The sequence below is a fragment of the Streptomyces sp. NPDC005866 genome (genome assembly GCF_040629895.1).
Classification (GTDB): Bacteria; Actinomycetota; Actinomycetes; order Streptomycetales; family Streptomycetaceae; genus Streptomyces.
Genome location: NZ_JBEXWP010000004.1, coordinates 418,988 through 432,305, shown reverse-complemented (window position 1 = coordinate 432,305; position 13,318 = coordinate 418,988). Strand labels below are relative to the sequence as shown.

General features: G+C 70.0%; 12 protein-coding genes and 1 riboswitch. All 12 genes read right to left on the bottom strand.

Features of this window, described 5'->3' with window-relative positions; all coding sequences use genetic code 11:
- Nucleotides 1-99: 99 nt before the first annotated feature.
- Entirely contained in the window at nt 100-1,386 is a 1,287-nt protein-coding gene (locus ABZ396_RS08965; RefSeq protein ID WP_358924983.1) for a class I SAM-dependent methyltransferase, read from the bottom strand.
- Between the two features lie 205 nt (nt 1,387-1,591).
- Nucleotides 1,592-2,971: an NAD(P)/FAD-dependent oxidoreductase gene (locus ABZ396_RS08960; RefSeq protein WP_358924985.1), complete on the bottom strand. Its 1,380-nt coding sequence runs from the start codon at nt 2,969-2,971 to the stop codon at nt 1,592-1,594.
- A 431-nt stretch (nt 2,972-3,402) separates the two neighbouring features.
- Nucleotides 3,403-4,344 carry a Ppx/GppA phosphatase family protein gene (locus tag ABZ396_RS08955; RefSeq protein ID WP_358924987.1) on the bottom strand — a complete coding sequence of 314 codons (942 nt, stop codon included), beginning with the start codon at nt 4,342-4,344 and terminating at the stop codon, nt 3,403-3,405.
- A complete protein-coding gene (locus tag ABZ396_RS08950; RefSeq protein WP_358924989.1) occupies nt 4,341-4,895 on the bottom strand; it encodes a DUF501 domain-containing protein in 555 nt (184 codons plus the stop codon). Before ABZ396_RS08950 ends, ABZ396_RS08955 begins: the two co-directional genes overlap by 4 nt.
- 29 nt (nt 4,896-4,924) lie before the next feature.
- Nucleotides 4,925-5,401 (bottom strand): septum formation initiator family protein, encoded by a 477-nt coding sequence (locus ABZ396_RS08945; RefSeq protein ID WP_358924991.1) that lies wholly within the window; start codon nt 5,399-5,401, stop codon nt 4,925-4,927.
- A gap of 115 nt (nt 5,402-5,516) precedes the next feature.
- Nucleotides 5,517-6,812, bottom strand: coding sequence for a phosphopyruvate hydratase (eno, locus tag ABZ396_RS08940; RefSeq protein ID WP_358924993.1), 1,296 nt, complete (start codon nt 6,810-6,812; stop codon nt 5,517-5,519).
- Between the two features lie 374 nt (nt 6,813-7,186).
- On the bottom strand, nt 7,187-7,888 hold the full coding sequence (locus tag ABZ396_RS08935; RefSeq protein WP_358924995.1) for a transglycosylase family protein: 702 nt from the start codon (nt 7,886-7,888) through the stop codon (nt 7,187-7,189).
- A gap of 4 nt (nt 7,889-7,892) precedes the next feature.
- A riboswitch (cyclic di-AMP (ydaO/yuaA leader) is annotated at nt 7,893-8,064 on the bottom strand.
- A 194-nt stretch (nt 8,065-8,258) separates the two neighbouring features.
- Nucleotides 8,259-9,278 (bottom strand): transglycosylase family protein, encoded by a 1,020-nt coding sequence (locus tag ABZ396_RS08930; RefSeq protein ID WP_358924997.1) that lies wholly within the window; start codon nt 9,276-9,278, stop codon nt 8,259-8,261.
- Nucleotides 9,279-9,467: 189 nt separating this feature from the next.
- Nucleotides 9,468-10,745, bottom strand: a complete 1,278-nt coding sequence (locus ABZ396_RS08925) for a cytochrome P450 (RefSeq protein WP_358924998.1) — start codon at nt 10,743-10,745, stop codon at nt 9,468-9,470.
- Nucleotides 10,746-11,014: 269 nt separating this feature from the next.
- Nucleotides 11,015-12,001, bottom strand: coding sequence for a nucleoside triphosphate pyrophosphohydrolase (locus ABZ396_RS08920; RefSeq protein WP_358925000.1), 987 nt, complete (start codon nt 11,999-12,001; stop codon nt 11,015-11,017).
- A 95-nt stretch (nt 12,002-12,096) separates the two neighbouring features.
- Complete coding sequence (locus ABZ396_RS08915) at nt 12,097-12,744, bottom strand: SurA N-terminal domain-containing protein (RefSeq protein ID WP_358925002.1); 648 nt, start codon at nt 12,742-12,744, stop codon at nt 12,097-12,099.
- A gap of 239 nt (nt 12,745-12,983) precedes the next feature.
- Nucleotides 12,984-13,187, bottom strand: coding sequence for a hypothetical protein (locus tag ABZ396_RS08910; RefSeq protein WP_358925004.1), 204 nt, complete (start codon nt 13,185-13,187; stop codon nt 12,984-12,986).
- Nucleotides 13,188-13,318 lie beyond the last annotated feature (131 nt).

Below are 13,318 nucleotides of genomic sequence, written 5' to 3'. Positions count from 1 at the left end.
CGGCGCGGCTTAACTTGCGGGCGGCGAACACGTCCTAGTAGCGTACCGGACGGCGAAGGGGCCCCACCCGCGCGTGTGGGGCCCCTTCCTGCTGTGCCCTCAGTTCCAGCTACGGGTGCGCAGCGGCAGCCCTGACGCACCCGGCTCGGGGGTCCTGACGGCCAGCACCTGGTTGACGCCGATGCGGTTGCGTTCGAAGGCGAGCGCGGAGGCGGCCATGTACAGCCGCCAGACGCGGGCCCGGCCGGGGCTGGTGAGCCGTACCGCCCGCTCCCAGTCGGCCTCCAGGCGGGCCACCCACTGGCGCAGGGTCCGGGCGTAGTGCTCGCGGATGGATTCCACGTCCCTCACCTCGAACCCGGCCCGCTCCAGTTGGGTGACGGTGGTGCCGATCGGGGCGAGTTCCCCGTCCGGGAAGACATAGGCGTCGATGAACTGGTCGACGTGGTACGCCGCCTCCTCGCGCCGCGGCCGCCGCGCGATCTGATGGTTGAGCAGCCGCCCGCCCGGCTTCAGCAGCGCGTACAGATCACTCGCGTAGTCCAGGTACTTCTCCGCCCCCACGTGCTCGGCCATCCCGATGGACGAGATCGCGTCGTACGGCCCGTCCCTGACGTCCCGGTAGTCCTGGACCCTGATCTCCACGCGGTCCGTCAGACCCTCGTCCGCGACCCGTTTACGGGCGTACGCGGCCTGCTCCTGGGAGAGGGTGACCCCGACGACGCTCACGCCGTGCTCGCGGGCCGCGTGGACGGCCATCGAGCCCCAGCCGCAGCCGACGTCGAGCAGCCGCTGACCCGGCTTCAGACCGAGCTTGCGGCAGATGAGTTCGAGCTTGTCGCGCTGGGCGGTCTCCAGGGTGCCGTCGTCCTCCCAGTAGGCGCACGAGTAGACCATCGACGGCCCGAGGACGATCTCGTAGAAGTCGTTCCCCACGTCGTAGTGGTGGCTGATGGCCTGTTTGTCACTGCGGCGGGTGTGCAGATGGCGGCGTCTGCGTACCTCCTCTCGGGGCGGGGCCGGCGGGACGGGCGGTCCGGCGAGCTTCAGCAGCTCCCGGGCGGCGGCCCGCACCTCGGGGTCACGCAGGGCCTGGGCGAGGGTACGGCCGTCCTCCCCGCGCTCCCAGATCAGTCCGGCCATCGCCGCCAGGACGGTGTACAGGTCGCCCTCGATGTCCAGATCGCCGGCGACCCAGGCGCGGGCCAGGCCCAGTTCACCCGGCTTGAACAGCATGTAACGCAGGGCACGGCGGTTACGGATCACGAGCGCCGGCGCGTCGGGCGGTCCGGCCTGCGATCCGTCCCAGGCCCGCAGCCGCACCGGGAGCGGAACTCCCAGCACCTGCTCGGCAACACTCCTCAGCCGCGACGCGGCGTCGGCCATGGCGCACACCTCCAAGACGACGATCCCGGATGCCGGGTACCACGTAAACACCGTGAGGGCGGCAGCGCAGTCCCGCAAAGGAGTTACGACTCGGCAAAATAGCTGTAGCGGCCACGCAGTTGGGCGCTTGCGGGAACGCCGAAGGACCTCCCGCACCACGGATGGCGGGAGGTCCTTCGGGTGATTCGGTGACCGGTGGCCGAGGTCAGGAGGCCTTGGCCTTCTCCTCGGTCTTCGGGGCGGCGACCGGAGCCGGCTTGGCGGCCTCGTAGAACTCCTCGCGGGGGTTCTCCATGGCACCCAGGGACACGACCTCGCGCTTGAGGAACATGCCGAGCGTCCAGTCGGCGAAGATGCGGATCTTACGGTTCCAGGTCGGCATCGCCAGACCGTGGTAGCCACGGTGCATGTACCAGGCGAGACGGCCCTTGAGCTTGATCTTCGTCTTGCCCAGGACGATCATCGCGACGCCCTTGTGCAGACCCAGACCAGCGACCGCGCCCTTGTTGGCGTGGCTGTACTCCTTCTGCGGGAAGCCGCGCATACCGGAGACCACATTGTCGCCGAGGACCTTGGCCTGACGCAGCGCGTGCTGCGCGTTCGGCGGGCACCAGGCGTTCTCCACACCGGCCTTGCGGGCGGCGACGTCCGGCACCTGGGCGTTGTCGCCCGCGGCCCAGATGTAGTCGGTGCCCTGCACCTGGAGGGTGGGGGCGGTGTCCACATGACCGCGCGGGCCGAGCGGCAGACCGAAGCGGGAGAGCGCCGGGTTCGGCTTCACACCCGCGGTCCACACGATCGTGTTGGAGTCGACCTCCAGGCCGTTCTTCAGCACGACGTGGCCGCCGACGCAGGAGTCCATCGAGGTGGAGAGGTAGATCTCCACACCGCGGCTCTCCAGGTGCTCCTTGCCGTACAGGCCGAGCTTGGGGCCGACCTCGGGAAGGATCTTGTCCGCGGCGTCGACGAGGACGAAGCGCATGTCCTCACGGGACACGTTCTTGTAGTACTTCGCCGCGTCGCGGGCCATGTCCTCCACCTCGCCGATGGTCTCCGCGCCCGCGAAGCCACCGCCGATGAAGACGAAGGTGAGCGCCTTGCGGCGGATCTCCTCGTCGGTCGTGGAGTCGGCCTTGTCCAGCTGCTCGAGGACGTGGTTGCGCAGGCCGATGGACTCCTCGATGCCCTTCATGCCGATGCCCTGCTCGGCGAGGCCGGGGATCGGGAAGGTCCGGGAGACCGCGCCGAGCGCGATGACCAGGTAGTCGAAGGGCAGCTCGTACGCCTCGCCGACCAGCGGGGCGACGGTGGCGACCTTGCGGTCCTGGTCGATGGTGGTGACCCGGCCGGTGAGGACCTCCGCCTTCGGCAGCACGCGTCGCAGCGGGACGACGACGTGGCGAGGGGAGATACTGCCGGCGGCAGCTTCGGGGAGGAAGGGCTGGTAGGTCATGTACGACCGGGGGTCGACGACCGTGACGGTCGCCTCGCCGTAGCGCATCTTCTTGAGAATGCGCCGAGCTGCGTACAGGCCTACGTACCCACCGCCTACTACGAGGATCCTGGGACGCTCCGTGGTGCTCATGGCATCGAGTATCCACCTGCCCCCAGGGGGTCGCTCGTGCGCCCCTTCACAAGCTTCCTCAGGGGTCGTGCTACACTGCGCCGCTCACGTGACACAGGTCATGGTCAGCGGCGGGAACCCACTTCCGATACGACCCGTTGTCAATGCCGTGTGAGCTGCCCCTCCAGGCTTCCGGGGGCCCTGTGAAGGCACCCGATGTCACCCTCACGAGCACCTTCCGGAACACCCCCGGAACGCTCTCCTGAGCACCCGCTCGGGCCTGCTGAGCCCCCCAACGGTCCAACGAGGACCCCGGGATCCGCCACCTGCGCCGAATTCCTTGTGAAGAACTTCACGAAGTTTTCCGGCGGTGTGTCGTGGCACGGCGTGTCTCGGGTCGCCGGGGGCGCTCACCCGTCAATCCGCACGCTCATGCGAGGCGGTCGCCGGGGTCAGGCGATGGACCAGGCGATGCCGTCCAGGATGTCGTGCTCGCTCACCACGACCTCCTGCGCACCCACCCGTTCCATGATCGCCTGGAGGACGAGGGCACCGGCGCCGATGACGTCGACGCGGCCGGGGTGCATGGAGGGCACGGCCGCCCGCTCGGCGTGCGTCGACCGCAGCAGCCACTCGGTGATCTCCCGGACCCGGGCGTAGGGGATGCGGGAGTGGTGGATGGCGTCGGAGTCGTACTCCGGCAGGTCCTGGTGGATGGCGGAGAGGGTGGTGACGGATCCGGCCAGACCGACCAGGGTGTGCGCCTCGCGCAGCGGCACGGTCTGCTCCGCCAGGTCGAGGGCGCGCTCGATGTCGGCCCGCATGGAGGCGATCTCGGCCTCGGTCGGCGGGTCGCTGACGTGCCCCTCGTGCACCAGATGCCGCTCGGTCATCCGCACACAGCCGATGTCCACGGACCGGGCGCCCCGCACGTGCTCGTCCCCGACGACGAACTCGGTGGAGCCGCCGCCGATGTCCACGACGAGGAATGGCTTGGCGAGGTCGTCGCGTCCCGCCAGCTCCTTCGTCGCACCCGTGAAGGAGAACTCGGCCTCCTGGTCACCGCTGATGACCTCCGGCTCGACACCGAGGATGTCCAGCACCCCGCGCACGAACTCGTCCCGGTTCTCGGCGTCCCGGGAGGCGGAGGTGGCCACGAATCGCAGCCGCTGCGCCCCGTACTCCTTGATGACCGCCGCGTACTCCCGGCAGGCGGCGAAGGTCCGCTGCAGCGCCTCCGGCGCGAGCCGGCCGGTCCGGTCCACCCCCTGCCCGAGCCGCACGATCACCATCCGCCGGTCCAGATCGACGAGCTCCCCGGTCTGGGGGTCGGCGTCGGCGACGAGCAGCCGGATGGAGTTGGTGCCACAGTCGATGGCGGCGACGCGGGTCATGAGTGGTGTTCCTTCTCTGTTCGTGACGTCTCGGCCGTCCCTGTGACCACGCACGCCCCCTTGAGCCACCACTCCGGCAGCATGGCGATCGCCTCGTCACCGAGCGGGTTCACGCCGGGCCCCGCGGCCAGCGAGTGCGCCACCAGCACATGCAGGCACTTCACCCGGTCCGGCATCCCGCCGGCGCTCGGGAACCCCGTCAGTTCCTCGATCTCGTCCCGGCGCCGGATGTAGTCCTCGTGCGCGGCCCGGTACGCCGCCGCCAGCTCCGGATCGCTCTCCAGCCGCGCCGTCATCTCCTTCATCACGCCGTTGGCCTCAAGGGTGCCGATGGCGGACGCGGCCTTGGGGCACGTCAGGTAGTACAGCGTCGGGAACGGCGTGCCGTCCGGCAGCCGCGGCGCGGTCTCCACGACGTCCGGCTGCCCGCACGGGCACCGGTGTGCGATCGCCCGCAACCCGCGCGGCGGCCGCCCGAGCTGCTGCTTGAAGGCCTCGACGTCCGCGTCGGTGGGCTCGGTACGCGGGGTGGAGGGCGGAGGCGTTTCCATGACTGTGTTCTGTGCGGCTTTCTGTCGGTTCACTGGTCGGACGCGTCGGACTTGTCGACGCCGTCCCAGACGTTCGCGTACCAGGGCCGGTCGGCCGTCCCGAGGTAGGCGTGCGCCTGCTTGGCGGCAGCGGGGTCGATCACGACGTACCCGGTCTCCCCCGGCATCACATAGTGCAGCCGCTCCCGGATCTGCTGCTGCGCGTACGCGTCGTCCTGCCACCGGGCCTTGAGGTCCCGCAGTTGCTCGACCCGCTGCCGGGCCCGCTCCTGCTGCCGTTCCAGGTCGGCGATCTCGGCGCGCTGGGAGACGTACTGCCGCATCGGATAGGCGAGCGCGACGATCATCGTGCACAGCACGATCGCGAGCAGCGCGGCGCGGCCGGTGAGCCGGGAGCGGCGGGCCTGGCGCCGGGTCTGGGAGCGGTAGACCCGGGCCGCCGTCTGTTCGCCGAGCAGCCTGAGCCTGGTCGCGGTGGAGAACCGGTCCCGGTCCTTCACGGCCATGTCCCCGCCTCCCGTTCACACGCGCGTACGTCCCCGCACACGGTACGGGACCGGTACGGGGACGTACGTACGACTGGCGCAGCCGTGACCCTTAACGGGTCAGCCCTTGCTGTGCTCAGTGGTCCGCGGAGCGAAACCGCGGGAAGGCGCTGCGGCCGGCGTACACCGCCGCGTCGTCGAGGATCTCCTCGATGCGCAGCAGCTGGTTGTACTTGGCGACGCGCTCGGAGCGGGCCGGGGCGCCGGTCTTGATCTGGCCGCAGTTCGTGGCGACGGCGAGGTCGGCGATGGTGACGTCCTCGGTCTCGCCGGAGCGGTGGGACATCATGCACTTGAAGCCGTTGCGCTGGGCCATCTCGACGGCGTCCAGGGTCTCGGTCAGCGAGCCGATCTGGTTGACCTTGACCAGCAGGGCGTTGGCCGTGCCCTCCTCGATGCCGCGGGCGAGGCGCTCCGGGTTGGTGACGAACAGGTCGTCGCCGACCAGCTGGACCTTGTCGCCGAGCTTGTCGGTGATGACCTTCCAGCCGGCCCAGTCGTCCTCGAACAGCGGGTCCTCGATGGAGACCAGCGGATAGGCGGCGACGAGCTCCTCGTAGTACTCGGTCATCTCGGCGGCCGAGCGGGACTTGCCCTCGAACTCGTACTTGCCGTCCTTGTAGAACTCGGACGCGGCGACGTCGAGCGCGAGCGCGATCTGCTCGCCGGGGATGTAGCCGGCCTGCTTGATGGCCTCGAGGATGAGGTCGAGGGCGTCGCGGTTGGAGCCGAGGTTCGGTGCGAAGCCGCCCTCGTCACCGAGGCCGGTTGACAGGCCCTTGTTCTTCAGGACCTTCTTCAGGGTGTGGTAGACCTCGGCACCCCAGCGCAGCGCCTCGGAGAAGGTCTCCGCGCCGATCGGGGCGATCATGAACTCCTGGATGTCGACGTTGGAGTCCGCGTGCGAGCCGCCGTTGAGGATGTTCATCATCGGCACCGGCAGCAGGTGCGCGTTCGGGCCGCCCAGGTAGCGGAACAGCGGCAGGTCGCTGGCCTCGGAGGCGGCGTGGGCGACGGCGAGGGAGACGCCGAGGATGGCGTTTGCGCCGAGCGAGCCCTTGTTGTCGGTGGCGTCCAGGTCGAACATGGCCTGGTCGATCAGGCGCTGCTCGGTGGCGTCGTAGCCGACCAGCTCCGGCCCGATCTGCTCGATCACGGCGAGGACGGCCTTCTCGACGCCCTTGCCCAGGTAGCGGTTGGGGTCACCGTCACGGAGCTCGATGGCCTCGAAGGCACCGGTGGAGGCGCCGGACGGGACGGCGGCACGACCCGTGCTGCCGTCGTCGAGGCCGACCTCGACCTCGACCGTGGGGTTGCCTCGGGAGTCCAGGATTTCCCGGGCTACGACGACGTCGATGGACGGCACGAGCATCTCCTTCTTGGGATGTGACGCTGGTTGTGCGGGCGCACGCGGGCCTTGTCGGCCCTTGCTCAGCCTTGCGACTAGAGCCTAACCGTCCCGGCGCCGTCAGCCAGCCGACCGACCGGCCCGTGGACACACAGACGGTACCCATTGTTCACGCACGGAACAAAGGGGGGCCCGATGAAGAACGGACGAAGAGCGGGTCAAGAAGAGGACGGCAAAGAGAAACCCCGCTCCGGTGCGTACGGGGGAAAACGCACCGGAGCGGGGTCCGTGGGGGACGGGGGTGGCCCTCACGTGGTCCCCACTATGAGGACCACGGTTGTGCGGGCGCTGTGGTTCAGCCGGGCGCCGCCTGTTACTCACGGCGGCCGTCCGTGTCCTTACTTCAGGTGCAGCTGCTGGCCCGGGTAGATGAAGTCGGCATCGTCGACGATGTCCTTGTTCAGCTTGAACAGCGCCTGCCAGCCGCCCTTGACCTTGTGCTTCTCGGCGATCGAGCTCAGCGTGTCGCCCTTGACGACCTTGTACTCGCCGTCGCCCTTCTTGACCTTCTTGCCGGTCGGGGTGGTGACGGTCTTCTTGGCGACCGGGCGCTCGGCGGACCGGGAGGCGGCCTGGTTGTCGGTCGTACGGCTGCTGGTGCCGCCGTTCGACGAGCTGGAGCCGGAGGAGGAGCTGGAGCCGGCGGACGAGCCGCTGCCGGTGGAGGCGGCGCCGGACAGGCCCGTGCCGCAGACCGGCCAGGCGCCCTTGCCCTGCGCGCCGAGGACCTTCTCGGCGATCTCGATCTGCTGCGCCTTGGTGGCCTTGTCGGCGGTGGCGGCGTACTGGGTGCCGCCGTACGCGGCCCAGGTGGAGGCGGAGAACTGCAGACCGCCGTAGTAGCCGTTGCCGGTGTTGATGGACCAGTTGCCGCCGGCCTCGCACTGGGCGACGGTGTCCCACTCGGAGGCGGTGGCGGCGGAGGCGGTGCCGGACGCCATCAGCGGGGCGGCGACGGCGACGCCGGTGACACCGGCGACAGCGATGGCGCGGACGGCCTTGGACGGACGACGGTGCTTGCCCTTGCCGGAGAACAGCATGATGGGATCCCCTCACCGACGCCTGCGAGGTGAGCTGTCGGGTTCGGGCCGGTTGAGTTGCCCGGCCGCACACCTCGCGGTGCGCGGCTTCACCCCGAGCCGGACACGGCAGTCTCAACTGCCGGTCCCGGCGCTTACCTTGGGTCCCCCGCTCCTGCCTACGGCGCTTGACGCGACGACTGTTCCCGGGCGGCCGCTGGCAGGACTCGGCGTTGCGGCAGCCGGGGCTCGTGGTGACGAGCGGCCTTGACCGTAAACAGGCGATCAGGTGAATTTCAAAGATGATCAGGGCTTCTGAGACTCATCCCACACTTTCACCAAACCGGACATTTAACTTCTAAGTGGGGCGGCCCGAAGGTGCCAACTCCCGTTACTTCGCGCCCGTTTCGGTGCCGAGTTTCAGGGTCTGACCGGGGGCGATGTGGTTCGGGTCGGTGCCGATGTCCGCCTTGTTCGCGGCATAGAGGGCACGCCATCCGCCGTCGAGGTCAAGGGAGTCGGCGATGGAGGCGAGGGTGTCGCCCTCCCGGACGGTGTACGTGCCGGTGCCGCTGGAGGCGTGACGGCCGGACATGGTGGCGTTCTGACCGTTTGTCACGTTTTCATCCGCCGAGCCGCCGCGATGCTTGCCGCCACCGCCGACGGCCCCCGTGTCGACCAGACTCCAAGAGCCGCCGGTCTGCCATGAATTGTCCGAGTCATCAGCTTTGGGCGTGACAGGGCTCTCACTCGCCTTCGCGGTGGCGGAGCCGTTAGATCCCGACTTGTCCGTCTTGGCGGAGTCGCCGGGGGTGCCCGTACCGGAGCCGCCGCTCGTACTCGGCGACGGGGTGGCGGAGCCGGCACCGGAGTCCGTGGCACCCGAGGAGGAGGTGGACGAGCCGGAATCCGATGAACCAGATGAAGCTGATGAACCAGATGAAGGGGACGAATCCGACAGCCCGGAGGACGAGCCCGCAGAGCCGGACGTGTCGACCGATCCGCCGAGGCCCGTGTCGACGTTCACCGAGGCGTCGTCCGAGGAGAGACCGGCGAGCAGGGCGCAGGTCCGCCAGGGCTTGGTGCCCTGGTCGGCGAGGATCTTCTCGGCGACGGCTATCTGCTGCGAACGGCTCGCCTGGTCGGGCGTGGCGGCGTACTGGGTGCCGCCGTACGCGTCCCAGTCGTCCTGGGACATCTGCAGGCCGCCGTAGTAGCCGGTGCCGGTGTCCATGCTCCAGGAGCCGCCGCTCTCGCACTCGGCCACGCGGTCCCATGTGGTGCCGTCGGCCGCGTTGGCGCTCGCCGCGCCGAGGAGCGGGATGGCGATCGCCGAGCCGGTCACTCCTGCCGCGACGAGCAGGGCCGGAGCCTGACGGGGGCGACGGTGACGACCGTTCCCGGAGAGCATGCGGAAACCTTTCGAGCGACAGCGTTGACCGGCGCGACGGGTCTTGCCGGGCGCCGCACTGATGGGTGAACGTATAGGCAGACGATCACCTGTCACAAGTTAACGCCGCGCAGATCACGTGAAGATTACAGACGTGAGCTGGTCACCTTTGCCGGTGGCGGGCACCGGTGGTGGGCACGGGTGGTGGGCTCACCGGCCGTAGGGAGTGAACTCCACGGGGAGGGTGCGCAGTCCGCGCATGATGAGCCCACCGCGCCATCGCAACTCGCTCTCGTCCACCGCGAGTCGCAGGTCCGGGAGGCGGCTGAGGAGGGTGGCGAGCGCGGTCTGCCCTTCCAGGCGGGCGAGCGGGGCGCCGAGGCAGTAGTGGATGCCGTGGCCGTATCCGAGGTGCTGGTTGTCCCGCCGTGCGAGGTCGAGCGTGTCCGGGTCGGCGAACCGCTCCGGGTCCCGGTCCGCGGCGGCGAGTACGACGAGGACCGGGTCGCCGGGTGCGATGCGCTGTCCGCCGATGCCGAGCGGCTCGGTGGCGAACCGCCAGGTGGCCAGCTCCACCGGCCCGTCGTAGCGCAGGAGTTCCTCGACTCCGGTCTCCAGGAGCCCGCGCTCACCGGCGGCGAGAGAGTCCTGGAGGCGACGGCGCTGTTCCGGGTGGGTGAGCAGGGCGTACGTGCCGTTCCCGATGAGATTGACCGTCGTCTCGAAACCGGCGAACAGCAGGATGAAGGCCAAGGCGGCGGCCTCGTTCTCGGTGAGGTGCTCGCCGTGGTCGGAGGCCCGGATGAGCCCGGAGATGAGGTCCTCACCGGGGGCCGGCTCGGCGGACAGCGCCTCCCGTTTCCGGTGGATCAGCTCGGCCAGATATCCCCGCATCTTCTTCACGGACCGCGCGACCCCGCCCCGCGGCCCTCCCCCGTGCCGGATCATCATCCCCGCCCAGTCCCGGAAGTCGTCCTGGTCCTCACGCGGGACGCCCAGCAGGTCGCAGATGGCGTAGATGGGCAACGGGAAGGCGAACTCATGGATGAGGTCGGCCTCGGCCCGGTCCGCGAACCCGTCGATGAGCCGGTCGGTCAGCTCCTGCACCCGGGGCGCGAACTCGGCGACCCGGCGCGGGGTGAACGCCTTGCTGACCAGCCGCCGCAGCCGGGTGTGGTTCGGCGGGTCGATGTTCAGCAGATGCGCCATCAGCTCGGCCTTGCGCTCCCCGGGGATCCCGGTCTTTCCCTTGGCGTGCGCGGGCTCGTCGTGATGCGCCGGGTTCTTGGACAGCCGGGGGTCGGCCAGGGCCTGCTTGGCGTCGGCGTAGCGCGTGACCAGCCAGGCCTCGACCCCACTGGGAAGCCGGGTGCGGTGCACCGGCGCGTGCTCCCGGAGCCAGGCGTAGGCGGGGTAGGGGTCGGCGGCGAACTCCCAGGTGAAGAGGTCGGGGGCGGTGGTGTCGTCGGGGTCGAGCTGGTTGGTCACTCCTTGACGGTATCCGGTGCGTGCGGCGGGGACACGGCTCGCTCCGCCAAGATCCTCTGCGCGAGGTAGTGACCCTGCTCGACGGCGAGGAGCGTCCGACATCGCTGGGACTTCGGGCCGTCCTTCAGAACCGCCCAGCCCTGGACGACCCTCCGGGCGCCCGCCATCGCCAGTTCGTCGGCCTCGGTCCGCCACGTCCCCCTCCGCCCTGAGCGGCGTTGGACTCACGGTGCTCAAAGCCGGGCCGTCCCGGTGTGGACTTGACGGTCTCAGCGCTCCGTCTCCCTGATCGCGTCCCTGTAGGCCCGTGCCGCCGCCCGCAGGGCCGCCTCGGGGTCCACGCCCTCCGCCTCGGCGCGTGCCGCCAGGGCCAGGAGTTCGTAGCCGACGCCCTCGCCGGTCGGCAACGGCGCCGCCAGCCCCGCCGTCCGCACCCGGGAGGCGAGTTTCGCCGCCAGGGCGAGACCCGGCTGGGCGAGGGGTATGCCGTCGGTCACCGACTCGCGCCGCTTCTCGATCGCCTTCCTACGCAGCCAGTGCTCCTTGACCTCCTCCGGTGTCGAGGCGGTTTCCTCGCCGAAGACATGCGGGTGGCGGTGGATGAGTTTCGCGACGATGCCTCCCGCCACGTCGTCGATCGAGAAGGGGGCGTCCGCGTCCTCCTCCGCGATGCGCGCGTGGAAGACGACCTGGAGGAGCACGTCGCCCAGTTCCTCCCGCATTTCCTCGCGGTCGCCGGCCTCGATCGCCTCGACGAGTTCGTACGCCTCCTCGATGGCGTACTTCGCCAGGCCCTCGTGGGTCTTCTGGGACGACCAGGGGCACTCCGCCCGGATGCGGTCCATGACCTGGACAAGGTCGAGGAGGCGGGCGCCGGGCAGGTCGTAGGAGGCGGGGAGCAGCTCCAGCTGGGGCATCCGGAGGCGGCCGGAGCCGGCGAGGCGGGCCAGTCCGTCGGTGAGGGCCGGCTCGCCCTCGCCCGTCGCCACGACCACCACGGTTCGCCCGCCGGCGCAGGCGTCGACCAGCTCCTGAGCGGTGGGAGCGGCCTCGTCCACGGCTGTCCCGGCCTCCCGCAGATACGGCAGCTGCGGATGCGCGCCGTCCGCGCACAGCACGCGGTCCGCCGAGCGCAGCGCCTGCCAGGCGGGCCAGGACAGCAGGCCGGGGGCGACGCGGTGGCTGGTGGTGAGCAGGATGATTCGGCCGGTGTCGGGGGCGGTAGGAGCAGAGGGTTCCGGGCTGGTGGTGTTCACGATCCGAACGTAACGCACCCGCGCCGCCGACCTCGGGCGTTGTCCACAGGATGGGGATGATCAAGCGATCGTATGACCGCTGCCGTCGGCCCCGCCTACGCCGTCACCTGCGTCCCCGACGACGTGACCTCCCGAACCCACGGCGTCTTGGCGTCCACCCGGCTGCTCTTCTGGACATCCCAGGCGCCGTAGCGCGGGTTGAGGTCGACGTGGAGTTCCTGGGACGCCTTGGACAGGGCCTTCCAGAAGGCGGGCTGGGTGGTGTCGGTGCCGAGGATCTGGGCGAGTTTCTGGGCCTCCAGCTGGAGGCGGAGGTTGTCGTCCAGGCGGTTGGGGGCGATGCCGTACTTCTGGAGCCAGGCGGTCTGGAGCGCCTTGGAGCCGCCGGCCTGCTGTTCGAGGCCGGTGCGCATCCGCTGGATGTCCTTGCGGGTGACGCCGATGCCCGCGTCCTGGGCGGCCCGGTGCAGCACCTGGTCGAGGACCATGTTGTGCAGGGTGTCCCGGGTGAGGCTGCTGGTGGCGGCGAGAACCTGCTGGTACTGCGCCTCGTCCGGCACCGCCGCCCGCTGCGCCTGGCGAACCTCGTTCACCCGGGTCTCCAGCTGGGCGACGGTGATCCGCCGGCCGCCGACGACGGCCGCCGCGCCCGGGTGCGCGTCGCTTCCGCAGGCGGTGAGGAAGGGGACCGCGGTGGCGATCGCGGCGGTGAGGACGAGCGCGGTGCGACGGCGGCGGTGCAAGGGGAACCTCCTGAGGAGATTGTGCGACGGTGCACAAAGTCTTGCGATGATCGATGGTAGGCAGTGAGCAGGCTCTGGCCAACCCATTCGACCAACGATTCACCGGCACTTCGGGCACCGACGCGCATCGGTCTTGCACACGGCGCACGCAGTGCGGACCGCTCAGCCCTGAGCGTCCACCGCCGTTTCAACGGCCCCGGCGACATCGCCGCGCAGCCCGTCACCGGTGTGGACGATGGTCACGTGCGTACCGGCCTTGTCATCGCCCTCGGCCCGACGAGGACGAAGCCGACCTTCTGGTACCGCGGTGCCGTCTGCGCCGCGGCCGTGGCCTCGGGCCGGCCGTCGGCGAGGACGACGTCGCAGGAGCGCTGGAGCAGACCGTTGAGGAAGGGGCGCGCGCCCGCGGCGCTCTGCTCCCCGGTCACCGGTGCGTACCTCACGCGCGCGTGTGTCTTGCGGGAGGCGTCCTGCATGCCCTGCCAGGCCTCGGCGGCGGTCCCGGCGGTGATGCCGCCAGCACCGCGCCGAACCCCCCGAACACCCACCGGTCCGCGCGGCTTCCGCGCCGCAG